Here is a 24,771-nt window from a genome sequence, read left to right as displayed (position 1 = left end):
GACCGGCCCATGTCCGCCCCCGCCCGCAGTACAGCGAAGGAGCCCGATCCCCCGATGGAACAGCCCCGCCGGTACGGTGACCGCTTCACCGCCCGCACGGCCGTGGTCACCGGAGCCGCCTCCGGCATCGGTGCCGCCACCGCCGAACGCCTCGCCCAGGAGGGCGCCGCCGTCGTGCTCGCCGACATCGCCGAGGAGCGCGGCGCGGCGGTCGCCGAGCGGATCCGCGTGGACGGCGGCCGCGCCCGCTTCGTGGCCGCCGATGTCTCCGCGGCGGAGGACTGGGCGCGGATCGCGGCCGCCGCCCGCGGCTTCGGGCCGGTCGATCTGCTGGTCAGCAATGCCTACAGCGTCGACGTCACCCCCGCCCACGAAATGTCCCTGGACTCCTGGCAGCGGCAGCTCTCCGTCAACCTCACGGGCGCCTTCCTCGGGTTCAAGGCGGTCCTGGACGATCTGCGCTCCCGCCGCGGAGCCGTCGTCCTGACCTCGTCCGTCCACGCCCACAAGGGCATCCCCGGCCACCCCGCCTACGCGGCCTCCAAGGGGGCGCTGCTGTCACTGTGCGGGCAGCTCGCCGTCGAGTACGGGCCCGAGGTGCGGGTCAACGCCGTGCTGCCCGGCCCGATCCTGACGGCGGCCTGGGACCGGGTGTCCCCCGAGGACCGCGCGCGCAGCGTCGCCGAAACCGCGGCGGGCCGGTTCGGCACCCCGGAGGAGGTGGCCGCGGCCATCGCCTTCCTGGGCTCCCCTGAGGCCGCCTACATCACCGGTGCGAGTCTTGTCGTGGACGGCGGCTGGAGCGTCGTCAAGTCCTCCGCATGACCACCGCGATCAGCTCGCAGCAGAAAGGCACTACGACATGACGCCCTACGCCCGCCGCGGCGTGCACGGCCAGACCGTGGAGGCCCTCGCCCGCCGCATCCTGGGCGGCCAGATCCCCGAAGGAGCCACCCTGGACCTGATCGCCCTCCAGAGCGAACTGGACGTCAGCCTCACCGCCCTGCGCGAGTCGCTGAAGGTGCTGGCCGCCAAGGGGATGGTCGACGCCCGTCAGAAGCGCGGCACCTTCGTACGGAACCGCTCGGACTGGAATCTGCTCGACGCCGACGTGCTGCGCTGGCAGTTCCACAGCGACCGCACCACCGACGCCGACCGCGCGCTGCTGCGCAACCTCGCCGAGGTGCGCTCCATCATCGAACCGGCGGCCGTACGCCTGGCCGCCGAGCGGCGCACCGACGCCGACCTCGCCGCCCTGGACGCCGCCGTGGACGCGATGGGGGTGGGCGGCTCGGACGCCGCCCACGCGGTGGAGGCCGACCTCGCCTTCCACCGGGCCCTGCTCGTCGCCACCCACAACGAACTCCTCGAACGCATGGAGATGGTGATCGAGTCGGGCCTCGCCCACCGCGACCGCATCGTGCACAGCTCCCCCCACAGCCAGGACCCCGTACCCGCCCACCGCGCCGTCCTGGACGCCGTGCGCGCCCGGGACCCGCACGCCGCCGAGGCCGCCATGCGGGCCCTGCTCGACCAGGCAGGCCGCGACCTGGACCGGGTCGGCGGCTCCGACAACGACATGGAAAGGCCCTCTGGCCAGTGAAGATCACCCGTATCGAGACCTTCGCCGTGCCGCCGCGCTGGCTGTTCTGCCGCGTCGAGACCGACGACGGCGTGGTCGGCTGGGGCGAGCCCGTCGTCGAGGGGCGCGCCGAAGTGGTCCGCGCCGCCGTCGACGTCCTCGCCGAATACCTGATCGGCAAGGATCCGCTGCGCATCCAGGACCACTGGCAGGTGCTCACCAAGGGCGGCTTCTACCGCGGCGGACCCGTGCTCTCCAGCGCCGTCGCCGGGCTCGACCAGGCCCTGTGGGACATCGCCGGCAAGACCTACGGCGCCCCGGTGCACGCCCTGCTGGGCGGGCCCGTGCGCGACCGGGTCCGGGTGTACGCCTGGGTCGGCGGCGACGAGCCCGCCGAGCTGTCCGAGCAGATCACCGCGCAGGTCGAGGCGGGCTTCACGGCGGTGAAGATGAACGGCGCCGGGGCGACCTCTCCGGTGGCCACCGCGGCCGAGACCGCCGCGGTCGTCGACCGGGTGGCCGCCGCCCGCGAGGTCCTCGGCCCGGACCGCGATGTGGCCGTCGACTTCCACGGACGCTTCACCGCCGCCACCTCCCGCCGCGTCCTGGCCGAACTGGGCCCCCTCCATCCGCTGTTCGTGGAGGAACCCGTCGTCCCCGAGCACAGCCATCTGCTCCCCGGCCTGGTCGCCTCCACCCCGGTGCCGCTGGCCACCGGTGAACGGCTCTACGGACGCACCGAGTTCCTGCCCGTGCTCGCCGCCGGTATCGCCGTCGCGCAGCCCGATCTGTCCCATGCGGGCGGCATCTCCGAGGTGCACCGCATCGCCTCGCTCGCCGAGACCTACGGCGCCCAGCTCGCCCCGCACTGCCCGCTCGGCCCCATCACGCTGGCGGCCAGCCTCCAGGTCGCGTTCGCGACGCCGAACTTCCTGATCCAGGAGCAGAGCCGCGGCATCCACTACAACAAGGACGCCGATCTGCTGTCCTACCTCGTCGACACCGAGCCGTTCCGCTTCGTCAACGGCCATGCGCCCCGCGGCGACGCCCCCGGCCTGGGCATCACCATCGACGAGGCGGCCGTACGCGCGGCCGACCGCACCGGTCACACCTGGCGCAACCCGGTCTGGCGGCACCCCGACGGCTCCTTCGCGGAGTGGTGACAACGGTGCTGGAGATCGTCACCGACCCCGCGCACGGCGGCCGCTGGACCTCGCTGCGCGCCGGGGACCGCGAATGGCTGTGGCACGGTACGGCGGCCGGACGGGACCAGGTGGCGCCCGGGGACGCCTTCGTGGACGCGGGCGGCCTGGAGGAGTGCGTCCCCACCGTCCGCGGCGCCCCGGACCACGGCGACGCCTGGTCACGTCCCTGGAAGCGGGAGGGGGACACGGACACCGTCCGGTGCGACCGGTTCACGCTGGCGCGCACGATCCGCGGGACGGCCGACGGCGCGGAGGCCGGCTACGTCCTTCGCGCCGACCCGGGCTTCCGCTTCGTCTGGGCCGCCCACGCGCTGCTCGATCTGTCCCCGCGGGCGACCCTGCGCCTGCGCGACGGGGCACGCGCCCGGCTCTTCCCGGAGGCCGCACCGCTGCTGGACCGGCCCTGGCCGAACGGGGCGCCGTGGGTGGCGGGCGACTGGCCCGCGCCCCTCGGCCTGCCCCTGGACCGGCTCGGGCCGGACGACGGCACCGCGGTCGGCGCGGTCGTGGACGCCCCGCGCGTCTGCGTCCACGACGGCACGGGCCGCCTGGCCTTCGCGCTCGAGGCCGACGGGCAGCCGCTGTCCATCGCCGTGTGGCGCAACCTCGGCGGTTTCCCCGCCGAACACCCCTATCGCAGCACAGGAGTCGAGCCGATGCTCGGCCGGGTCTTCGACCTCGCCGACGCGGGCCCCGGCGACGCCGCGCGCGTGCCCGCCTCCGGCGAGGTGCGCTGGCGGCTCACGCTCGGCGCGGCCTGCCGCTGCCCCTGAATCCGCCTGTTCCGCCTGTTCCGCCTGTTCCGCCTGTACCTACGAGGAGTTCGAGGAGTTCCCCCTGTGGACCTGCGAGCCGCCCTGGCCGCCCATCGGCTGGTCGCCGTCGTACGCGGCGACGACCCCGAGGCCGCGCTGCGCACCGTACTGGCCCTGGCCGACGAGGGCATCGAGCTGATCGAGGTGTCGCTGTCCGGCACGGACGCCCTGACCGTCATCGAGCGGGCCCGCGAGGCCCTCGGCCCCGGCCGACCCCTCGGCGCGGGCACCGTGCTCACCGCCGAGGACGCCCACGCCGTCCGGCGGGCGGGCGCCGACTTCGCCGTCACCCCCGGGCTGGGCGCGGGGATGTCCACCGCACGCGAGCTGGGCCTGCCGGTCCTGGCGGGGGTCATGACGCCGACCGAAGTCATCGCCGCGCGGGCGCTCGGCGCCGAGGCGCTGAAGATCTTCCCGGCCGCGCAGGCGGGCGGCCCCGGCTATCTCAAGGCCCTGCGGGGGCCGTTCCCGCACGAGCCGTTCGTACCGGTCGGCGGCGTGGACGAAGCCGCGGCCCGCGCCTACCTGGCCGCCGGGGCGACCGCGGTCGGCATCGGCTCGCCGCTCGTCGGCGACGCGGCCGACGGCGGCAGCACGGCCGCCCTGCGCGCACGCGCCCGCGCCTTCCGTACCGCCGTCCAGGAGGCCACAGCGTGACCGAGGAGCCGCGCCCGACCCGCCCCGACCGCCTCGACCTCGGCGAGGGCATCCGCTGGACCGGCGAGGCCCTCGTCCTGGTCGACATCCTTCAGGGCCGCCTGCTGACGGCCCCCCAGGACCCCAGCGCGCCCCTGCGGACGCTGGCCGAACTGCCCGTCCCGCTGGGCGCGGTGGCGCCCGTGGCGGACCGGCCCGGCACCTGGATCGCCGCCGCGGGCACCGGGATCTGCCTGCTCGGCCCCGACGGCGCCACCACCTGGCTGGCGCGGCCCGAGGCGGCTGCCCGCCCGGCCCGGCGTATGAACGACGCCGCCGCCGACCCGTCCGGCAGGTTCTGGGCGGGCAGCATGGGCTACGACGCCGACGAGGACGCGGGCTCCCTCTACCGGGTGGACCACGACGGCACGGTCACCCGGGTCCTCGACGGGATCACGGTGCCGAACGGGCCCGCGTTCACGGCCGACGGACGCGCCATGTATCTGGCCGACAGCGCCCGGGGCGTCGTCCGGCGCTACCCCGTCGACCCGGCGACGGGCGGGCTCGGCGCACCGACGACGTTCGTCACGGTGGACGGCGGCAGCCCCGACGGCATGGCCGTCGACGACGAGGGTGGCGTGTGGATCGCCGTCTGGGGCACCGGGACGGTGCGCCGTTACCGGCAGGACGGCGCACTCGACCGCACACTGCGGCTGCCCGCCGCCCAGCCCGCCGGAGTCTGCCTCCAGGGCGATGTCCTGCACATCACCACGGCCCGGGTCGGGCTCACCCGGCCGGGCCCCGACGACGGTGCCCTGTTCGCGGTCCGGGTCGAGGTGCCGGGCCCTCCGGCGGCCGTCTATCGCCCGCACCCCGGTGCCGGGCCCGGGTCGGCACCGGCACAGGCGCACGCATGACGGCCCCATGGCGCCCGGCGGCCGGACCGGTGGTCTGCGTCGGCGAGACGATGGCCGCGCTGGCCCCCGAACCGCCCGACTCCGTGGAAACCGGCGAGAGTCTGCGGCTGTCCGTGGCGGGCGCGGAGTCCAACGTGGCGATGTACCTCGCGGATCTGGGCCTCGCCGCCGTATGGCTCTCGGCCCTCGGCGACGACCCGTTCGGCCGGCGGGTGCGGGCCGCCGTCGCCGCGGCGGGCGTCGACGTCTCGGGCGTACGGTCCGATCCGGACCGGCCGACGGGCCTGCTCGTGAAGGACCCGGGGCCCACCGGCACCCGTGTCCACTACTACCGGCGCGGTTCGGCGGCCTCGGCGCTGGGGCCCGGCATCCTGGACGATCCGCGGCTCGGGTCGGCGGCACTCCTCCACCTCACGGGCGTGACCCCCGCGCTCTCCCCGTCCTGCGCCGCCCTGGTGGAACGGGCGCTGGCCACCCCCGCGCCCGACCGCCCGTACGCCATCGGCTTCGACGTCAACCACCGCCCGGCGCTGTGGCCGGACGGCACGGCCGCCACGGTCCTCCGCGATCTGGCCGACCGCGCCGACATCGTCTTCGTCGGCCTCGACGAGGCGCAGCACCTGTGGGGCGCGGACCTCGATACGGGCGGCGTCCGCACGCTGCTGCCGCATCCGCGCCTGCTCGTGGTCAAGGACGGCGGACGGTCGGCGACCGCCTTCGGCGACGGCACGGAGGTCACGGTCGCGGCCCTGCGCACGGAGGTGGTGGAGCCGGTCGGCGCGGGGGACGCCTTCGCCGCCGGTTTCCTGGCGGGGCTGCTGCGCGACGGGCACCTGACCTCGGCGCTGCGGCTCGGCCACATCACGGCCGCGTCCGCGCTCCGGGTGATCGGGGACCACGGCCCGCTGCCGGACCCCGCGACGGTCGAGCGGCTGCTCGGGCTCGGCGAACGGGCCTGGGCGGAGCGGAACATTCCCGAGCACGCGGGGCAGGCGCCGTCCGCACCGCCGCTCACCGGTTGACCAGCGGCCGGAACGCGGCCCGCACATCGGATGTGGCGGCGCTGACGTACCTGTTCGACGCCGGGCCCGCGCCGGAGCTGCCGGAGTAGTACGTGATGATCGCCGGGCAACTGCTGCCGCCGATCTGGAGGGTGCGGTGGGACACGAGCCTGCCGGTGCGCAGCTCGTAGACCTTCACCGGGACCGCGATCTTACGGAACGTCACATAGGTGGTGGAGCCGGAACCCCTGGCCCGATACGGGCAGGTCTGGACGGAGTCGCCGAAGGTGTCCGCGCCCATGCAGACCACCAGGACGGCGTCGGCGGCGTCCGCGGCCTTCCAGGAGCCGGGGAGTTTGTCCGAGTGGTCGTCGCCGTACGTCTCCTGGCCGTAGAAGAGGGCGCGGTTGGTGCCCTTGCCCATGGGCTTGGCGCCGCTGTACTTCGCGGGCTTGGAGCAGTACGCGGGCTGGGCGCCGGTGCCCGGCGCGAGCAGACCGCGGACGCCTGCCAGTTCGATGCTCAGCCTGGCCTTCTTGGCGCCCGTCCGGGCCCTGGCCGCGAGGCCGTCGCCGGGGTACTGGTCGAGCAGCCGCTTGTAGTGGGCCTGGGCCGACTTCCAGTCGCTGCGCCCCATGAGGTCGTCACCGCAGGCGACGAGCGCCGCGGGCGCGGTTCGCCGGGCCGTGGCGGCGGATCGGTCCAGTACGTCATGGCTCCGCTTGCGCTCGCGGAGCCAGTCGGTGACGGCGACGGTGGCACAGGGGTCCTTGGCGGGCAGGCCGCGGAGGAAGCGGGTCAAGGTGGTTTCGACCGTCTTCCCGTTGCCGGGCTGGGCGAGGACCGAGGCGAGGGTCTCGAAGCCGCCCTCCAGGGAGGCGGTGTCACCGGTCAGCCCGGTGGTGAGCTGCCCACCGGCCCGCTCCAGCCGACGGCAGTCCTCGACGATCTCATCGCCCCGGGCGGCCAGCGGTGCGTCGGCCATGCGGGGCCCGAACCACACTCCGCCCTGAGCACTCACCACCTTCGCGCAGTCGCCGCGTTCACGGGCCTCGGCGACGCTCCCGCCGACCCTGGAGGCGTCGAACCGCAGAAGCCCCACCGCCAGCAGCACCGGCAGCGTCACGCCGAGCGCGATCAGTCGGTGACGGCGCACCGCGCCCCGGCCCGCGCCCTGTCCCGCCTTTCCGTCCTTTCCGCCCTTTCCACGCGCAAGGAACCACCCGTGGGTGATGACGGCCGTCCACCACACGCCCACGGCGACCTCGTACGAGGGACTGGCGGTCGAGACCAGCAGGGAGACGAGCACGACGGTGCCGGCGACGGCGAGAACGGCGAGCCCGCGCCGCCGCAGCAGCAGATAGCCGACGCCCAGCAGGGAGGCGTTGCCGAGGGCGACGGCCGGCGGGTCATGCGGCCGGGGCGCGGGCGGCGCGGGCTCCGGCACGGCGAGGGTCGATTCATCCATCCTGATCTCTTCCCGTCACGGCGTGGGTGCGCAGGGCGCTCCATGGTTCACCCCGGCCCTTGGGACCCCTCCCGAAGAGATCAGCGCGGGAGGCTCATGGGGCGGGGAACGCCGACGTTCCCGGGAAGAAAACAGGAGGTGGGATCGGGTGTTTTCTGCCGTAAATAACCGATATGAAACAAACGCACCCACCAGGCCCTAGGTCCCGCCAAGAGTGGTCCACGGCCCCTTCCGGCACTATCGTCCGCTTCATACCGTCAAGGGCCGCGGTACTCCGTTTTCACGCCGACCGACTGGACCCCTTCCGTGCCCGATCCCTCCCACGCCGCCACCTGGCGCTTCGCCCTGCCGCACACGACGGCCGCCGTACCGCTGGCGCGTGCGCTGATCCGGAACACCCTGGCGGATATCGGGGCACCCGTGGACGGCGACACGGCGGAGCTGCTGACGGCCGAGCTGGTGGCCAACGCGGTGCGGCACACGGACGGCGACGAGCCGATAGAGCTGGTGGTGGAGCTGGTGCCGACCGGCGGCTGGCAGGTCGAGGTGCACGACCAGGACCCGAATCCGCCCGGCGGGCTGGACTCGCTGGGGCGCCCCGAAGGGCCCAAGAGACCCGACGGCCTCGCCGAGGGCGGACGCGGGCTGCTGCTGATCCGGACCCTCAGCGCGGACGCGGGCTACCGGCCGACCCCTTACGGCAAGGCCGTCTGGTTCATCCTTCCGCCCACGGGAAGCCCCGCGGGCGGCCCCACGGAGGGCCTGGCGGACGGCCCGGCGGAGCCCGCCACGGAAGGCCCTACGGAGCGCTGAGGGTCGCGACCAGCACCGCCTTGATCGTGTGCATCCGGTTCTCCGCCTCGTCGAAGACGACGGAGTGCTCGGACTCGAAGACCTCGTCGGTGACCTCCAGCTCGGTCAGCCCGTGCCGCTCGTGGATCTCCCGGCCGACGTCGGTGCCCAGATCGTGAAAGGCCGGCAGGCAGTGCAGGAACTTCACGGCGTCGTTGCCCGTCGCGCGCAGCACGTCCATCGTCACCGCGTACGGCCCGAGCAGCGCTATCCGCTCGTCCCACACCTCCTTGGGCTCGCCCATGGACACCCACACATCGGTGGCGACGAAGTCCGCGCCGCGCACGCCCTCCTCGACGTTCTCGGTGAGCGAGATCCGGGCGCCGGTGGACGTGGCGAGCTGGCGCGCCAGCTCCACGATGGTGTTGTCGGGCCACAGCAGGCTGGGCGCGACGATGCGGACGTCCATGCCCAGCAGGGCACCGGTGACGAGGTAGGAGTTGCCCATGTTGTACCGGGCGTCGCCGAGGTAGGCGTAGGCGACCTGGTCCAGCGGCTTGTCGCTGTGCTCGCGCATGGTCAGCACGTCGGCGAGCATCTGGGTGGGGTGCCACTCGTCGGTGAGGCCGTTGTAGACGGGCACCCCGGCGTGTGCGGCGAGTTCCTCGACGACGCCCTGGCCGTGCCCCCGGTACTCGATCGCGTCGTACATCCGGCCGAGCACCCGCGCCGTGTCCTTGACCGACTCCTTGTGACCGATCTGCGAGCCCACCGGATCGAGATAGGTCGTGGAGGCGCCCTGGTCGGCGGCCGCGACCTCGAAGGCGCAGCGGGTACGGGTGGAGGTCTTCTCGAAGACCAGGGCGATGTTCTTGCCCCGCAGCCGCCGCTCCTCGGTACCCGCGCGCTTGGCCGCCTTCAACTCGGCCGCCAGCTCGATCAGGCGACGGAACTCGTCGGCGGTGAAGTCCAGCTCCTTGAGGAAGTGGCGGCCGGTGAGGTCAATCGCCATAAGGGTGGCTCCTAGGTCACGGCGAATACGGCGGATCAGGGGCTACGGCGAGGGCGCCGCGGCCAGGAACCATGGAAGCATATACGATGCTCTGCATATATACGGAGACCGGGGGGTGAACCCTGGCATTACGGGTCCGCGGGCTCGCGTTACGGGTCCTCGGGCTCGCTTACGGGTCCGGGGGATCGTTTACGGCTCCACCGGGTCCCGCTCGACCGGGCAGCTCATGCACCGCGGCCCGCCCCGGCCCCGGCCCAGCTCGCTGCCCGGGATGTCGATGACCTCGATCCCGCACTTGCGCAGATAGGTGTTGGTCGTCGCGTTCCGCTCGTAGGCGACCACCACGCCCGGCTCGACCGCGAGCACATTGCAGCCGTCGTCCCACTGCTCGCGCTCCGCCGCGTGGACGTCCTGGGTCGCCGTGAGCACGCGGATGGAGTCCAGGCCGAGGGCCGCGGCTATCGCGCGGTGCATATGCTCCGGCGGATGGTCGGTGACCTTGAGGTCCTTGCTGCCCGCACCCGGCTCGATGGTGTACGAGCGAAGCATCCCCAGCCCCGCGTACTGCGTGAAGGTGTCCCCGTCCACCATGGTCATCACGGTGTCCAGGTGCATGAAGGCCCGCCCCTTGGGCATGTCGAGCGCCACGATCGTCCGGGCCGAACCGGCCTCGAAGAGCCGGTGCGCGATCATCTCCACCGCCTGCGGAGTGGTCCGCTCGCTCATCCCGATCAGCACCGCGCCCTTGCCGAGCACCAGCACATCACCGCCCTCGATGGTCGAGGGATACGCGGCCTGCCCCTCCGACCAGACGTGGAAGTCCTCCTTGGCGAAGAGGGGGTGATGGCGGTAGACGGCCTCGTAGTGCACCGTCTCGTGCCAGCGGGCGGGCCAGCGCATCGCGTTGATCGACACCCCGTCGTACACCCACGCGGAGGCGTCCCGGGTGAAGAGGTGGTTCGGCAGCGGGTTGACCAGGAAGTCGTCGGGCTCCATGGCGTGGAAGCGGACGGAGACCGGCTCCGGGTACCGCCCCAGATACTCCCGCTTGGTCATGCCGCCGATCAGCGCCTCGGTCAGCTCGGGGGCGCTCAGCTCGTCGAAGGCGGCGCGCAGATGGTCGGTGGCCAGGGGCCCGTACTCCTTCTCGTCGAAGACCCGGTCCAGCACCAGCGCCCGCGCCTCCGGCAGGCCCAGGCTCTCGGTGAGCAGATCCCCGAAGAGATGGACCTCGACCCCGCGGTCGCGCAGGACGTCGGCGAAGCCGTCGTGCTCCTGACGGGCGCGGCGCACCCACAGGACGTCGTCGAAGAGGAGGGCGTCCTTGTTGGTGGGTGTGAGCCGCTTGAGCTCCAGGTCGGGGCGGTGCAGTATGACGCGGCGCAGCCGCCCGGCCTCGGAGTCGACATGGAATCCCATGTCCCCATCTTCGCCGCTCGCGGCCCGTTGTGAACGCCCGGCGACACGGAACACTGGCGCTGATCGGGATGGCCACGGCGGTTCGGCCTCGGTTCCGCCGCGGTTCCGCCGCGCGGGGCAGGCCCGCCGTCGGCTGCGGGCGGCTATCCGGCCGCGATCACGACTATTAGCACCAGGGCCACCGCGATGAACCCCAGCAGGGCGGAGACCCACAACTGGCCGGGCTTCAGATCGAGCCCGCCGCCGTCGTCGGCGCCCCGGCGCCGCCACCGCCGCCGTGTTTCGCGCCGGGTGGCGCGGGCCGCCGCCTCCTCGTGCTCCCGGCACTCCTCGGCCACGCCGCCGAACAGCGCCTTCCAGCCCTTCTCGCCGAACCCCGTCATCTGCCGGGTGCCGACGATCCGGCGCACCACCTCACGGCCCGCGCCGTCGGCGGCCGTCCACAGGCCGGGCAGCACGCACGCCATCAGCTCCGGCACCGCGCCGCGCCGCGCGTACGGGCGGACCAGCCCCTCGTACAGCATCAGCGCGTTGCGCACCCGCAGTCGGCGGCCGGGGTCCGCGGCCGGTCCGTCCGCACCGCCCTGGGCGCGGGGCGGGGGGTCGAGATAGAGCTGGGCGAGCAGCACCTTCTCGCAGACCGCGTCCGCCAGCTCCGGTCCGCGCTCGGGCGCGCGGCGCACCAGCTCGACCACGACACGGGCGGCCCGCTCGGCGGGCAGCCCCTCGTCGAGCGCGCTCAGCAGCAGGCCGTCATCGGCCCCCCGCAGCGCCGCGGGCAGGTCGTCCCCGCCGTGGCGCAGTGCCTCGCGCAGCAGCCGCGCCCCGGTGACCGAGACTCGGCGAACCCCCGCGCCCGCCGTCCTCGCCCGCTCCGCCGTGGTGTCGTCCCTGGTCTCCCTGGTCTCCGTGGTTGTCGGGTCCTCTGTCTCTTTCACCATCGATGTCTCTCTCCTCACAGCGCCTCCAGCACCTCCCGTATCCGCGTGGCCGCCGCGGCGTCGAGCGGCTCGTCGCCGTCCTGCGCCAGCCGCGGCAGAAAGCCGCACAACACCGTCAGTTGCCGCTCGTCGCCGGCCGCCCGCCGGATCCAGCCGACCAGCGCGTCCTCGGCAGCCCCGGCCGATCTGGCCCAGGTCAGCGCGGCCCGCAGCAGCTCGGCCAGCCGGGGCGCGCACCCCGGATGGGCCGCCAGCACCGCCGTCGCCAGCGGCCAGGCGGCGTACGGCTCCAGCTCGGGCACCTCGCACAGCCCCCACAGATGCGAGGTGCGGGTGGTGACCGCGCGCAACACCGTGAGCAGCGCCAGGTCCCGGCGGGGCCGCCGGGTGTCGCGCAGCCAGCGGGTGAGCGCGGTCAGTACGGTCTCCGGTTCGGTCCCGGCCAGCAGCCGCAGCACGCTGTGGGAGGTGGTGCGGCCGTCGTCGGCGCAGGCGATCCGGCCGAGTTCCGCCAGGGACGCCGCGACGGAGCCGGCCGCCAGGCCGTAGCCGTGGGCGAGCGCGGCGGTCTCGCGCTCCCGCTCGTCGTCGCCGCGCGCCCAGTCCCGCAGCAGCCCGTGCACGGCGGGGCGCACCTCCGGGGCGCGGGCCGCCTCGGCCAGTGCGGTGGCCGCCGCCATCCGCTGCACCGGGCTGTCGGTACGGGCCAGCGGCAGCGCCAGCTCGGCCAGGCCGTAGAGGTAGTCGCGGGCACACAGCACACCCGCGGCGACCGCCGCGCGCACCCACACCTGGGGGCGCGGATCGTCGCAGAGTCCGCGCAGCCAACGGGCCATCGGGCCGCGAAGGTTGTGGTGGGCGTCCCAGGACTCGTGGAGCACGGCGGGCGCCAGCCGGCGCCCCTCGAACCACACCGCGCGCACGGGCACCGACGCGTCCCCGAGGTCCTCCACCCCGTCGCCGTGGACCGCGCGCGCCGTGGCGAGCGAGGCCCCGGGGCGGGCGGCGAACAGCGGACGCCCTGGCGCGTACTGCGGATCGAGCGTGACGGCCAGTTCCCAGGCCAGCAGTTCGGCGGCCTCCGCCATGAGGCTGTGCGCCGAGCCGTTGAAGACGGCGAGCGCGATCCGCAGCGCGGCGGCGCGCAGCGCGGGCAGCGCGGCGGGCAGCGTGCCGGGGCGCCCGGCTTCCAGGAACCACGCACGGGCCTGGTCCGGGGCGAACGACCGGCAGTGCTCCAGCAGCCGCTCCTCGGACAGCCTGCCCTCGGCGTGCGCGGCCAGCAGGCCCGCGAGCCGGGCGGCCTCACCGGGGCGCGGCTCGTCCAGACCGAGCGCCTCGGCCAGTTCGGGGCGCCGGGCGGTGGCGCGGGCCGTCTCCAGCAGCCCGGTGGGGCGGTCGGCGAGCAGTTCGATGAGGTGGCGGTCGAGAACGTCGGCGGCGGCCGGGGGCTCGTACGGCACGGCGTGGCGGCGGCCGCGCAGCAGCCGGTCGGCGGCCGGGCCGCCCGCGACCAGGACGACGCAGAACGCCTCATGCCCGGCGAAGTGGGCCCGCAGCCGGTCCAGCAGGGGTTCGACCGCGAAGTCCGCCTGATCGGCGGGGAGTTCGAGGAGATAGCCGTGGCCCCGCTCGGTCTTCTCCACGACGGAGGCCCCGTGGGGGAGGCCGGGCCCGAGTGGGAGGACGGGGTCATGCGGGGTGCCGGGCCCGTACGGGACGCCGGACCCTAGCGGGGTGCCGAGCCCGTACGAGATGCCGAACCCTTGCGGGATGCCGAGCCCATGCGGGATGCCCAGCCCATGCGGGATGCCCAGCCCATGCGGGATGCCGGCCCCCAGCCGGGAGACCCCGCCGTCGGCCAGCTCCGACAGCTCCGCGAGGAGGGCGAGCCCGGTCCAGGCGCGGCCGGTGCCGGGTTCGCCGCACAGCGCCAGCAGGCCGGTGCGCCGCAGATGGTCGCGCATCGCGGCATAGCCGGGGACGGTCCGGTAGAGCCGACGCAGCCGGTCCAACTCCTCGCGGGGCACCGGGCCTTCGGGGAGGGGGTACGGCGCCGGTTCGGCGCAGAGCCGGGCCGGGCCGACGGCGATATGCAGATGGGCGCGCGCCTCGCGCGCCGTGCGGGCGCCGCCCGGCTGGCCCGCCCCGTCCAGCGGGCCGCTCTTGGGGACGTCCAGCCGTCGTACCCGCGACTCCGCCGGGGCGTCGACGTCTTCCGATGCGCTCATCGCCCGCCGTCCTTCATGCCGTGGCCCCCGATTCCCGCTGTGGTGATGGTGATGGTGGTGGGGTGTCGGTGAATGCCCGAAGCGGGCGGCGGGGTTTCTCCCCCTGCCCGCCCCGCCGCCCTTCTCCGGTGCGGGGCACTGGGCCGTGCGCACCCCCGTCGCTCACGGTCCCGCGCCCTTTGTGCCACTCCAGGGTCGCCGGGGAACGGCGGGGCGGCTGTAGCCGTTTACACAGTCGCGGAGAACGCGTGAGACGGCGCGCCCGCGCTCAGTCGCGAGGGCAGTCGCGGGGGTCGGTCGCGGGGCGCGCCGGGATGTGCTCCCCCGTCGCGCGTCCCTCGGCCAGCAGCCGCAGCAGTCCGATGTCCATCACCACGAAGCGGCGCGAGGCGGTCCGGACGACGCCCTGGCCGCGCAGCAGCCGCAGCGCCTTGGCGACGGCCTCCCGGGTCGAGCCCACCGCGGCCGCGATGTCGTGCTGCGGCAGCGGCAGATCGACGGTGATCGCCCCGTCGGCGGCGGGGTGGCCGGTGCGCTCGGCGAGTTCGACGAGCCGGGCCGCCAGCCGTTGGAGCACCTTCTCCGAGGCGAGTGACCGCCGCTCCCCGTCTGAGCTGCGCAGCCGGGAGCTGAACTGACGCATGATCAGCACGGTCGCGACGGGACGCGCCGCCAGATAGGCCCGGAACCGGTCGCCGGAGACCACCACCGCCTCCATCCGGCCGAGCGCGGTGACGGTGGCGCTGCGCGAGCCGTGGTCCACCGCGGCCTGGTCGCCCACGACTTCACCCGCCCCGCGCAACGCCAGGATCAGCCGCACCCCGCGCTCGGTCTCCACCGAGATGGTGGCCCAGCCGGAGGTGATCGCGACGACGAAGGTCGTACGGTCGTGCTCGCGCAGCACGACCTCGCCGGGGGCGTAGGCCCGGGGTGTGCCGAGGGCGAGCAGTGCGCGCCGGTCATCGGCGGGAAGGGCGTGCAGAAAGGGCCGTCCGTCCTCGAAAAGACTCATCCGCCCTCCCCGCTCAGCTCGTCGTCGTCATGCCTGCGGAGAACCCAGGGACGGTCAGCACGCTAGGGAGCTGGCACGGGCACGTCAATGGTGCCGTAGCGGGTCCGTGCCGGATCCGCCGTTCTCCCCGGGATCGACCCGAACTCCCGTACGCAACGCGGCGCCCGCGACGGTCGCGAGCGCCGCGGTCACCGCCGTGAAGACCCACCCGGCGCGCAACGCGTCCAGCCCCGGCCGCGCGGCGCCCCCGGTGATCATGACCAGCGCCGCGACGCCCAGGGCCGAGCCGCCCTGCCGGGACATCATGAGCACCCCGGAGCCGAGCGACAACTGACGGGCCGGAAGCAGTCCGGCGGCCGAGAACATCACCGGCTGATAGAGCCCCGCGCCGATCCCGGTGAGCACCAGCCCGGGCATGAACTCCATGGCGTAGTGCGCACCGTCGCCGCCCGCGAGGAGCAGCCACCACACCGGCCCCGCGGCGAAGCACAAGCCGCCCACGACGGCCGTGGTCCGCTCCCCCAGCGCCCGGACGATCCGCCCCGACAGCATCGACACCACCAGGACGGTGAGCGGCCAGGGCGTGACGGCAAGGCCCGCCCGGGCCGAGGGCCAGCCCCACGCCCCGGTGAACAGCAGGGTCGCGGCGAGGATCGAGGCGGCGTAGGCGAGGAAGTAGCTGAGCAGCCCGAGCGTGGCGGCGGTGAAGGCACGGGTCCGGAACAGCGCGGGGTCCACCACCGGATCCGGATGGCGGCGTACGTGCGCCACGGCCAGGGCGCCCGCGATCAGGCCGACGGCGAGGAAGCCGAGGGTGGCCGGGGCGCCGTAGCCCCAGTCCGCGGCCTCGACGCAGGCGGTGGTGAGGGAGCCGGTGCCGAGGAGGACGAGCAGCGTGCCCAGCGGATCGAGGCGGCGGCGCTCACCGGGGACGGGGCCGATGCGGACGGGCCCGGTACGGACTGGCCCGATGCGGACGGGCCCGGTGCGCGGCAGCAGCCGCAGCCCGGCCACCCATGCCAGCAGCACCACGGGCGGATTGACGAGGAAGATCCAGCGCCAGTCGAGGGCGGCCAGCAGACCGCCCGCCACCGGCCCCGCACTCGCCGCGACCGCGCTCACCGCCGTCCAGACGCCGACCGCCGTGGCCCGTTCACGCGGCGGGAAGGCGGGCAGGGCGAGCGAGAGGGAGGTGGGCACCAGGACGGCCGCCGCCACCCCCTGCACCACACGCGCCGCGATCAGCGTGCCGAGCCCGGGGGCGGCGCCGCAGGCGACCGAGGCGAGCCCGAACAGCGCGATGCCGGTCAGGAACGAACGCCGCCCACCGATCGCGTCGGCCAGCCGGCCGGCCGGGACCAGCAGCGCCGCGAGCACGATGGTGTAGGCGTTGAGCACCCAGGACAGCTCTGCGGTGGAGGCGGAGCGGAAGTCCGCGCCGATCGCGGGGAAGGCGATATTGACCGCGATCATGTCGAGCACGGCGAGGAACTGGGCCGCCGACGCGACGGCGAGGATCAGCCAGCGCCGACGGCTGGGGGTGGGGGCCGGATCGGGGGCCGCATCGGGGGTGGCCGCGGGCACACCGCTCCCCTGGGCCTTCGAGGAAGGGGTCGTCATGCCCGTCCAGCATCGGCCCCGAGCCACGGCGGAACGAGTGGCAGGAGTGACAGCATGCGCTACATTTTTGCCATGCGGTCCATAGCCCTCGCCGTCACCCCGGGCATGCCGATCTTCGACCTGGCGGTGCCCTGCCATGTCTTCGGCACCGATCGCCCCGGACTCCCCGACCCCTGGTACGAGCTGCGGGTCTGCGCGATCGGACCGGGCGGTGCGAAGGCCGGTGACCCGGTCGCCACCCGTTCGTGGTTCGCCGCCCACACCCCGTACGGCACCGAGGAGCTGATCTCCGCCGACACGGTGATCGTCCCGGCCTCGGCCGATGTGCGCGGCGATCCGCCCGAGGAGCTGATCGCAGCCCTGCGCGAGGCCCATCGGCGCGGTGCCCGCGTCGTGTCCCTGTGCTCGGGCGCGTTCACCCTCGCCGCGACCGGACTTCTCGACGGCCGTACGGCGGCGACCCACTGGATGTACGCGGCGCTGTTCGCCGAGCGCTATCCGGCCGTACGGCTCGATCCGTCCGTGCTCTACGTCGACCACGGCGATGTGCTGACCGGGGCGGGGTCCACGGCCTGCATCGACGTCTGTCTGCATCTGGTGCGCGAGGACTACGGCACCGAGGCGGCCAACACCCTGGCCCGGCAGCTCGTCGCCCCCGCCCACCGGCCCGGCGGCCAGGCCCAGTACATCGAGGCGCCGCTGCCCGAGCGCACCGACGACTCGCTCGCCCCGCTGCTGCACTGGGCCGCCGAGCGGCTGCACGAACCGCTGACCGTCGCCGACCTCGCCCGCCGCGCCCACACCAGCCCGCGCACCCTGGCCCGCCGCTTCCACGCCGCCACGGGCACGACGCCGCTGCGCTGGCTCCAGGGCCAGCGGATCGCGCGCGCCCGGGAGCTGCTGGAGGGCGGCGATCTGCCGGTGGACCGGATCGCGGAGCTATGCGGTCTTGGCACGGCGGCCAATCTGCGCCGCCACTTCACCCGGGCGGTGGGGGTGCCGCCACACGACTACCGCCGTGCGTTCCGGGCCCGGGAGGCCCGGGCACCCTCGGCCGTCTGAGCCCAGGCGGCCGGGGCCCCAGAGCCTGGGCCGCCAGGCCCTACGGGGTGTGCGACGGACCACGCGGGACTTCGCCCCTGGCCCCCGGGGTCCAGGGGCGAAGTCCCGACTTCCAGCCCCTCCGGCGCTTGAGGAGAGGAGTCTGGGGCAGAGCCCCGTCTCCCAGCCCCTCCGGCGCTTGAGGAGAGGAGTCTGGGGCGGAGCCCCAGTTGTGGGAAGGGGCGGGTAGGGGAGCAGCCCGCCGCAGGCGCCACAATCCGCCGGACACCCCTGGACCGTCGTCCCTACAACCGCGGGTCCACCGGCTCCGACTCCAGCGCGAGCACCGCGAACACGGCCTCGTGGACGCGCCACAGCGGCTCGCCCTCCGCCAGCCGGTCCAGCGCCTCCAGCCCGAGTGCGTACTCCCGCAGGGCGAGGGAGCGCTTGTGGCCGAGATGGCGCACCCGCAGCCGGTCCAGGTTCTCCGGGCGGGTGTACTCCGGGCCGTAGATGATCCGCAGATACTCGCGGCCCCGGCACTTCACGCCCGGCTGGACCAGCCGGCCGTCGCCCTTGCGGACAAAGCCCTGGAGGGGCTTGACCACCATGCCCTCGCCGCCGGCCGCCGTCAGGTCCAGCCACCACCGCACGCCTTCGGCGACCGACGCCTCGTCCTCGGTGTCGACGATCAGCCGCCGGGTGGGAGCCAGCAGCCGGGCGCCGTGGTCGTCGGCGGCCGGCTTCTCGGCCTCGATCATCCGGTCGATCAGGGCGAGCTGCTGATCATGGGGCAGTGCGGTGGCGAGGTTACGGCCCTGGGCGGCCAGGATCTGGAACGGCGCCATCCGGATGCCCTCCAGCCCGTCGACCGGCCAGCAATAGCGCCGGTAGGCGTCGGTGAACGCGGCCGCGTCCGACGCCCGTTCGCGCTGCTTGCCCAGAAGGGCGGACACCTCGACACCGCGCGCCTCCGCCCCCTCCAGCGCCGCGAGAACACCGGGGAAGACGGCGCGAGAGGCGGCGCCCACCGCCGCGTACTGGTTGCGCAGCAGCCCCTCCGCCTTGAGCGACCACGGCATCAACTCGGCGTCCAGCAGCAGCCAGTCGGTGTCCAGCTCCTGCCACAGCCCGGCGCCGTCGATGGAGCGGCTCAGCACGCGCAGCACGGTCTCGGTGAGCTGGACGTCGTCGAAGAACGGGCGTCCGGTACGGGTGTGGATCGTGCCGGAGGCGCCGTCCGGCGCGCCGAAGCGCTCCCGTGCGAGGTCCGCGTCACGGCAGACCAGCGCCACCGCACGGGAGCCCATGTGCTTCTCCTCGCAGATCACCTGGCGCACCCCGTCCGCGCGGTAGGCGGCGAACGCCTCCGCCGGATGTTCGAGGAAACCACCGTCGGCGGCTCCGCCGCCGGTCCCCTCCTTGGAGGTGGCGGTCGGCGCCATGGTGGGCGGGAGATAGCCGAGCAGCCGGGGGTCGACCGCGAACCGGCTCATGACCTCCAGCGCCGCCGCCGCGTTCTCCTCCTTGACCGCGATCCGGCCCATATGGCGGGTCTCGACGATACGGCGGCCCCGCACATCGGCAAGGTCGAGCGGGCGGCCGTCGGCGCCTCCGGGGGCCTCGGTGGTCAGCGGTTTGACCGGTTCGTACCAGACCCGCTCGGCCGGGACGTCCACCAGCTCACGCTCCGGCCAGCGCAGCGCGGTCATCCGGCCGCCGAAGACACAGCCGGTGTCGAGGCAGATGGTGTTGTTGAGCCAGGAGGCGCGGGGGGTGGGGGTGTGGCCGTAGACGACGGCGGCCCGGCCGCGGTAGTCCTCGGCCCACGGATAGCGCACCGGCAGCCCGAACTCATCGGTCTCCCCGGTCGTCTCCCCGTACAGGGCGTGCGAACGGACCCGACCGGAGGTGCGGCCGTGGTACTTCTCGGGCAGCCCGGCGTGACACACCACCGGCGCCCCGCCGTCCAGTACGTAGTGGCTGACCAGCGACTCGATGAACGCCCGCACCCGCTCGACGAAGTCCGGGTCCGCGGTGTGCTCCCGGTCCAACTGCTCCACGGTCTCGGCGAGGCCATGGGTGACCCGCACCTTGCGGCCCTTGAGATAGCGGCCGAGCTTGTTCTCGTGGTTGCCGGGCACGCACAGGGCCGCGCCGGAGGCGACCATGCCCATCACCAGGCGCAGCACCCCGGGGCTGTCGGGGCCGCGGTCGACGAGGTCGCCGACGAAGACCGCCGTACGGCCCTCGGGGTGGGCGGCGTCGACCGGGCGGCCGGACTCGTCGCGGCGCAGGGCGTAGCCCAGCTTGCCCAGCAGGGTCTCCAGCTCGGAGCGGCAGCCGTGGATGTCGCCGATGATGTCGAACGGGCCGGTGAGATGGCGCAGATCGTTGTAGCGGCGCTCGGTGACGACCTCCGCGGACTCGACCTCCTCGACGCCGCGCAGGATGTGCACCTTGCGGAACCCCTCGCGCTCCAGGGCTTTCAGGGAGCGGCGCAGCTCACGGCGCTGGCGGGGGATGACATGGTCGGGCATCCCGGCGCGGTCGGGGCGCTGGGCGTTGCGCCGGGCGCACTCGCCCTCGGGGACGTCGAGGACGATCGCCACGGGCAGGACGTCATGCTCGCGGGCGAGCCCGATCAGGCTGCGGCGGGACTCGCCGCGGACGTTGGTGGCGTCGACGACGGTCAGCCGCCCGGCGGCCAGCCGCTTGTCCACAATGTAGTGCAGCAGGTCGAAGGCGTCGGGGGTGGCGCTCTGGTCGTTCTCGTCGTCGGCGACCAGCCCCCGGCAGACATCGGAGGAGACGATCTGGGTGGGCAGGAAGTGGTGCCGGGCGAAGGTGGACTTGCCGGATCCTGTGGTGCCGACGAGCACCACGAGGGACAGGTCGGGCACGCCGATCGGGCGCTTCTCCTCGGTCATGCCGCCGCCTCCTTCGTCGTGATCGCGGTGCGGTCGCCGCTTCGGCTGTCCGTGCCGTGGTCGCCGCCCTCGGCGGCCATGCGGAAGAGCGCGAGCTGGGTGGGCGGGCCGACCTCGGGGTCCTGGGGGCCGACGGGGCGGAACTCCACCGCGTAGCCGTGCCGTTCGGCGACCTGCTCCGCCCAGGCCCGGAACTCCTCGCGCGTCCACTCGAAGCGGTGGTCGCCGTGGCGCATCCGCCCGGCGGGCAGGGTCTCCCAGCGCACGTTGTACTCCACGTTGGGCGTGGTCACCACGACGGCCTTGGGCCGCGCGGCGCCGAACACCGCGTGCTCCAGGGCGGGCAGCCGGGGCGGATCCACATGCTCGATCACCTCGCTGAGCACCGCCGCGTCATATCCGGCGAGCCGGGAGTCGGTGTAGGTGAGCGCGCCCTGGATCAGCCTCAGCCGGGCCGACGACTTCCGCTCGACCGAGCCGGTGTCCAACCCCGGGCGGTCCTGCCCCGGACGGTCCGGCCCCGGACGGTCCAGCCGCAGCCTCCGTGCCGCCTCGTTGAGCGCGCGCATCGACACATCGACGCCCACGATCTCGGTGAACCGCGCCTCCTTCAGCAGCGCGCCCAGCAACTGGCCCTGGCCGCAGCCCAGATCGAGCACCCGGGCCGCCCCGGCCCCGCGCAGGGCGTCGAGTATCGCCTCCCGCCGCCGTACCGCCAGCGGCACCGGCCGCTGCCCGGACCCTTCTTCGCCGTCGTCCTCCGCCGGCGACTCGGCCGCCGGTTCGCCGGTGGCGCTGTCGATGGCGCTGTCGACGGCGCTGTCGATGGCGTTGTCGATCTCCTCCGCCTCGGTGTCGTCGGCCTCGGCGAGCCGCGCCAACTCCAACCGCTCCAGCGCGCTGCGCGTCAGCGACCAGCGCCGGGCCAGATAGCGGTTGGTGATCAGCCGCTGCTCGGGGTGGCGCTCCAGCCAGCCCTCGCCGGAGCGCAGCAGCTTGTCCACCTCGTCCGGAGCGACCCAGTAGTGCTTGGCGTCGTCGAGCACGGGCAGCAGCACATACAGATGGCGCAGCGCGTCCGCCAGCCGCGGCTCGCCCTCCAGCACCAGCCGTACGTACCGCGAGTCGCCCCAGCGCGGGAACTCCTCGTCCAGCGCCACCGGCTCGGCCGTCACCGCCCAGCCCAGCGGTGCGAAGAGCCGCTCGACCAGGGCGGCGCCACCGCGGGCGGGCAGCGCGGGCACCTCGATCCGCAGCGGCAGCGCCCGCTCCGGCAGCTCGGGCCGGGCCTTGCACTGGCCCCTGAGCGCACTGGAGAAAACCGCGCTCAGCGCGACGGCCAGCAGTGAGGAGGCGGCATACGGGCGGTCGTTGACGTACTGCGCGAGCGCGGAGTCGGGGGCGCCGCCCCGGCCCTTGCCGCGGCCCCGCCGCACCAGCGCCACGGGATCCACTTCCAACAGCAGCGCCGCGGTGCAGCGTTCGGCGGTCGCCTCGGGATAGAGGACATGCGCGGTGCCGTAGGAGGTCGAGAACCGCTGCGCCTTGTCGGGGTGCTTGTGCAGCAGAAACCCGAGGTCGGTCGCGGGGCGCTCGGCGGTGCCGGTGGTGGTTATCGTCAAGAACACCCGTCCGAGTATCGCCCGGTGCCCCTTCCTCGCCTAATGGTTTCTCACCACGGCCGACAGCTCCGCGATCCGCTCCGGCCCCACCCGGCAGCAGCCGCCGATGAGCCGCGCCCCCGCGTCCCGCCATGCCTTCACCCGCCCCGGGTCGAAGGTCGCCCGGCCGCGCCAGCTCCGTGCCGTGGCATCCCACTCCTCTCCACTGTTCGGATAGACCACCACCGGCTTGCCGGTGATGTCGGCAGCGATCTCCACGGCCCGGTCGGCGTCGCCCGGCTCACAGCAGTTGACGCCCACGGCGATCACCTGGTCGACCCCCGCGGCCAGGGCGAACGCCTCCCTCAGGGGCTGCCCGGCCCGGGTGGTCTCCCCCGCGATGCTGTAGGAGAGCCATACCGGCACCCCGCATCCCTCGACGGCGCTCAGCAGCGCCGCGGCCTCATCGGCGTCCGGCACCGTCTCCAGCGCCAGCGCATCCGGCCCGGCCGCGGCCAGCGCCTCGATCCTCGGCCGGTGGAACCGCGCCAGCTCGGCCACGCTCAGTCCGTACCGCCCGCGGTACTCGCTGCCGTCCGCCAGCATCGCCCCATAGGGCCCGACGGAGGCGGCGACCCACACCGGCTCCGGGGCCCGGTCGTCCGCGGCCCGGTCACCGCCCGCCGCCTGGCCGCCCTCGGCCTGGTCACGAGCCGCCACCCGGTCGCCCGCCGCCGCCCGCTCGGCCCCCGTGCGCGCCAGCTCGACACTGCGCCTCAGCAGCGCCGTGGCCTCCTCATGGCCCACGCCCCGGTGCGCGAAGCCCTCGTAGGTGGCCTGATAGCTGCTGGTGATGAGCACCCGTGCGCCCGCCCGTGCGTATGCGGTGTGGGCCGCCTCGATCTGCCCCGGGTCATCGGCCAGCAGCCGGGCCGACCACAGCTCGTCGGAGAGATCGCAGCCCTGTGCCTCCAGTTGGTTGGACAACCCGCCGTCGAGGACGAGCGGTCCGCGCTCCAACGCGGTGGCCAAGGACGTGCGGGATACGGACATCACGGGTGCTCCTGGTGGTTCGCTCAGCCCAACTGGGCCTGGACCTGCGAAGAAATCAGCTCCAGATGGTCGAGGTCCTGGAGGTCCAGCATCTGGAGGTACATCCGGGAGGCGCCCGCCTCCGCATAGCGGCCGATCTTGTCGACGACCTCGGCCGGGGAGCCCGCCAGCCCGTTCTCCTTCAGCTCCTCGACCTCCCGGCCGATCGCCGCGGCCCGCCGGGCGACCTCGGCGTCGTCCCTGCCCACGCACGCCACGAGCGCGTTGGAGTACACCAGGTCGTCGCCCTTGCGGCCGGTGGCCTCGGCCGCCTTCCGCACCCGGCCGAACTGGCGCTCACTGTCCTCGACCGAGGCGAACGGCATATTGAACTCGTCCGCGTACTGGGCGGCCAGCCGCGGTGTACGCGTCGCCCCCTGGCCGCCGATCAGCACCGGCACCTTGCTCTGCGCGGGCTTGGGCAGCGCCGGGGAGTCCACGAGCTGGTAGTGGGCACCGTCGTAGCCGAAGGTCTCGCCGACCGGGGTCTGCCACAGCCCGGTGACGATGGCGAGCTGCTCCTCCAGCCGGGCGAACTTCTCCTTGGGGAAGGGGATCCCATAGGCCCGGTGCTCCTCCTCGAACCAGCCCGCGCCCAGGCCCAGCTCGACTCGTCCACCCGACATCTGGTCGACCTGCGCGACCTGGATCGCCAGCACTCCGGGCAGCCGGAAGGTGGCGGCGGTCATCAGCGTGCCGAGCCGGATCCGCCGGGTCTCGCGGGCCAGCCCGGCCAGGGTGATCCAGGCGTCGGAGGGGCCCGGGAGGCCGTCCACGCTTCCCATGCGCAGATAGTGGTCGGACCGGAAGAAGGCGTCGAATCCGAGGTCCTCGGTGGCCTTGGCGACGGTGAGCAGAGTGTCGTAGGTCGCCCCCTGCTGGGGCTCGGTGAAGATGCGAAGATCCATGACCCCCATCCTGCCTCTTCACGCGGCACCACCCCACTCCCCGCCCCACTCGCGGAACGTGAGATGCCGGAGCATCCCGTGCACCCGGTCCCGGGCCTCGTCCGCCGCGTCGATCGCCTCCACGCACTGCCAGTACAGCGCCTCCTCCTCCGTATTGGCGGCGACCCCGACCAGTGCGAACCCCGCCTCCGCGAGCAGATCCCCCAGCGCCAGCAGCACCTCTCTCGGATCGCGCACCTCCGAGAGCTGTGCGGCCCGTAAACCGCCGCCGCGCAGCGTGGGGTGGTGCAGCGCCGGGTGGAACAGGGCGCCGCGCGCCCGCCCGCCCGCCTCGCACAGACCGCGCGCCTCCGCTCGCGCGGCCGCCGGGCCACTCACCACGAAATAACCGCCGACCGCCTCGGCCAACGCTTGAACCTGCCAGGCTTCGGCCACGATGTCGTGCACGCCTCCGGCCTTCGCCAGGGCGTGCCGGGTGACACCGATCAGCCGCATCGCGTCCATTCCCCGCACCCCTCTCAACGGACTTCCGAGCCCGTCACTCCTCC

At 73.9% G+C, this 24,771-nt stretch carries 21 protein-coding genes; 9 read left to right on the top strand and 12 right to left on the bottom strand.

What is annotated here, in order from left to right; genetic code table 11:
• The first annotated feature begins 54 nt into the window (after nucleotides 1-54).
• The 7 genes from ACK1X7_RS34940 to ACK1X7_RS34910 all read left to right on the top strand — a co-directional run bounded on the left by ACK1X7_RS34940 (nucleotide 55) and on the right by ACK1X7_RS34910 (nucleotide 6,177).
• On the top strand, nucleotides 55-825 hold the full coding sequence (locus ACK1X7_RS34940; protein WP_385142315.1) for an SDR family NAD(P)-dependent oxidoreductase: 771 nt from the start codon (nucleotides 55-57) through the stop codon (nucleotides 823-825).
• 37 nt (nucleotides 826-862) lie between these two features.
• Nucleotides 863-1,603, top strand: a complete 741-nt coding sequence (locus tag ACK1X7_RS34935) for a FadR/GntR family transcriptional regulator (protein WP_382949926.1) — start codon at nucleotides 863-865, stop codon at nucleotides 1,601-1,603.
• Nucleotides 1,600-2,745, top strand: coding sequence for a galactonate dehydratase (gene dgoD, locus ACK1X7_RS34930; protein ID WP_385142311.1), 1,146 nt, complete (start codon nucleotides 1,600-1,602; stop codon nucleotides 2,743-2,745). The genes ACK1X7_RS34935 and dgoD overlap by 4 nt, the downstream gene beginning before the upstream one ends.
• Nucleotides 2,742-3,560 carry a hypothetical protein gene (locus tag ACK1X7_RS34925; protein ID WP_413116930.1) on the top strand — a complete coding sequence of 273 codons (819 nt, stop codon included), beginning with the start codon at nucleotides 2,742-2,744 and terminating at the stop codon, nucleotides 3,558-3,560. The genes dgoD and ACK1X7_RS34925 overlap by 4 nt, the downstream gene beginning before the upstream one ends.
• A 66-nt stretch (nucleotides 3,561-3,626) precedes the next feature.
• Nucleotides 3,627-4,259, top strand: a complete 633-nt coding sequence (locus ACK1X7_RS34920; RefSeq protein WP_385142305.1) for a bifunctional 4-hydroxy-2-oxoglutarate aldolase/2-dehydro-3-deoxy-phosphogluconate aldolase — start codon at nucleotides 3,627-3,629, stop codon at nucleotides 4,257-4,259.
• Nucleotides 4,256-5,155, top strand: a complete 900-nt coding sequence (locus ACK1X7_RS34915; RefSeq protein ID WP_385142302.1) for an SMP-30/gluconolactonase/LRE family protein — start codon at nucleotides 4,256-4,258, stop codon at nucleotides 5,153-5,155. The genes ACK1X7_RS34920 and ACK1X7_RS34915 overlap by 4 nt, the downstream gene beginning before the upstream one ends.
• Nucleotides 5,152-6,177 carry a sugar kinase gene (locus ACK1X7_RS34910; protein WP_390792747.1) on the top strand — a complete coding sequence of 342 codons (1,026 nt, stop codon included), beginning with the start codon at nucleotides 5,152-5,154 and terminating at the stop codon, nucleotides 6,175-6,177. Before ACK1X7_RS34915 ends, ACK1X7_RS34910 begins: the two co-directional genes overlap by 4 nt.
• Here the strand turns inward: ACK1X7_RS34910 and ACK1X7_RS34905 are convergent.
• On the bottom strand, nucleotides 6,167-7,624 hold the full coding sequence (locus tag ACK1X7_RS34905) for a hypothetical protein (protein WP_385142296.1): 1,458 nt from the start codon (nucleotides 7,622-7,624) through the stop codon (nucleotides 6,167-6,169). The two genes, ACK1X7_RS34910 and ACK1X7_RS34905, sit on opposite strands and share 11 nt — an antisense overlap.
• Nucleotides 7,625-7,930: 306 nt before the next feature.
• Between ACK1X7_RS34905 and ACK1X7_RS34900 the strand changes: the two genes are divergently transcribed.
• The gene (locus ACK1X7_RS34900; protein ID WP_385142294.1) at nucleotides 7,931-8,437 is read left to right on the top strand and encodes an ATP-binding protein; all 507 of its coding nucleotides are present in this window, start codon (nucleotides 7,931-7,933) and stop codon (nucleotides 8,435-8,437) included.
• Here ACK1X7_RS34900 and argF read toward each other — a convergent pair.
• From argF to ACK1X7_RS34870, 6 genes are all read right to left on the bottom strand, one after another.
• A complete protein-coding gene (gene argF, locus ACK1X7_RS34895) occupies nucleotides 8,424-9,428 on the bottom strand; it encodes an ornithine carbamoyltransferase (protein ID WP_390792746.1) in 1,005 nt (334 codons plus the stop codon). The genes ACK1X7_RS34900 and argF overlap by 14 nt on opposite strands.
• Nucleotides 9,429-9,617: 189 nt before the next feature.
• Entirely contained in the window at nucleotides 9,618-10,847 is a 1,230-nt protein-coding gene (locus ACK1X7_RS34890) for an arginine deiminase (protein WP_014055466.1), read from the bottom strand.
• Nucleotides 10,848-10,990: 143 nt separating this feature from the next.
• Complete coding sequence (locus tag ACK1X7_RS34885) at nucleotides 10,991-11,788, bottom strand: hypothetical protein (protein WP_413116109.1); 798 nt, start codon at nucleotides 11,786-11,788, stop codon at nucleotides 10,991-10,993.
• 14 nt (nucleotides 11,789-11,802) lie between these two features.
• Nucleotides 11,803-14,019, bottom strand: coding sequence for a hypothetical protein (locus ACK1X7_RS34880; RefSeq protein WP_413116108.1), 2,217 nt, complete (start codon nucleotides 14,017-14,019; stop codon nucleotides 11,803-11,805).
• A 268-nt stretch (nucleotides 14,020-14,287) separates the two neighbouring features.
• Complete coding sequence (locus tag ACK1X7_RS34875; protein WP_385142283.1) at nucleotides 14,288-15,031, bottom strand: Crp/Fnr family transcriptional regulator; 744 nt, start codon at nucleotides 15,029-15,031, stop codon at nucleotides 14,288-14,290.
• Nucleotides 15,032-15,115: 84 nt separating this feature from the next.
• Nucleotides 15,116-16,651, bottom strand: a complete 1,536-nt coding sequence (locus ACK1X7_RS34870; protein ID WP_390792744.1) for an MFS transporter — start codon at nucleotides 16,649-16,651, stop codon at nucleotides 15,116-15,118.
• 54 nt (nucleotides 16,652-16,705) lie between these two features.
• Between ACK1X7_RS34870 and ACK1X7_RS34865 the strand changes: the two genes are divergently transcribed.
• Nucleotides 16,706-17,713, top strand: coding sequence for a GlxA family transcriptional regulator (locus ACK1X7_RS34865; RefSeq protein ID WP_385142277.1), 1,008 nt, complete (start codon nucleotides 16,706-16,708; stop codon nucleotides 17,711-17,713).
• Between the two features lie 284 nt (nucleotides 17,714-17,997).
• Here ACK1X7_RS34865 and ACK1X7_RS34860 read toward each other — a convergent pair whose 3' ends face one another.
• The 5 genes from ACK1X7_RS34860 to ACK1X7_RS34840 are packed head-to-tail and all read right to left on the bottom strand — an operon-like array spanning nucleotide 17,998 to nucleotide 24,727.
• Nucleotides 17,998-20,622, bottom strand: a complete 2,625-nt coding sequence (locus ACK1X7_RS34860; protein ID WP_413116107.1) for a polynucleotide kinase-phosphatase — start codon at nucleotides 20,620-20,622, stop codon at nucleotides 17,998-18,000.
• A complete protein-coding gene (locus ACK1X7_RS34855) occupies nucleotides 20,619-22,250 on the bottom strand; it encodes a 3' terminal RNA ribose 2'-O-methyltransferase Hen1 (RefSeq protein WP_390792742.1) in 1,632 nt (543 codons plus the stop codon). Before ACK1X7_RS34855 ends, ACK1X7_RS34860 begins: the two co-directional genes overlap by 4 nt.
• Before the next feature lie 33 nt (nucleotides 22,251-22,283).
• The gene (gene mmuM, locus ACK1X7_RS34850; protein WP_390792741.1) at nucleotides 22,284-23,276 is read right to left on the bottom strand and encodes a homocysteine S-methyltransferase; all 993 of its coding nucleotides are present in this window, start codon (nucleotides 23,274-23,276) and stop codon (nucleotides 22,284-22,286) included.
• Between the two features lie 23 nt (nucleotides 23,277-23,299).
• A complete protein-coding gene (locus tag ACK1X7_RS34845) occupies nucleotides 23,300-24,223 on the bottom strand; it encodes an LLM class F420-dependent oxidoreductase (RefSeq protein ID WP_385144179.1) in 924 nt (307 codons plus the stop codon).
• Nucleotides 24,224-24,241: 18 nt separating this feature from the next.
• Nucleotides 24,242-24,727 (bottom strand): DUF6099 family protein, encoded by a 486-nt coding sequence (locus ACK1X7_RS34840; protein ID WP_078644322.1) that lies wholly within the window; start codon nucleotides 24,725-24,727, stop codon nucleotides 24,242-24,244.
• Nucleotides 24,728-24,771 lie beyond the last annotated feature (44 nt).

This window comes from Streptomyces sp. CY-1, from assembly GCF_047218265.1.
GTDB lineage: Bacteria > Actinomycetota > Actinomycetes > Streptomycetales > Streptomycetaceae > Streptomyces > Streptomyces niphimycinicus.
The sequence above is the reverse complement of the archived record's forward strand: the minus strand, read 5'-3'. Positions and strand labels throughout refer to the sequence as shown.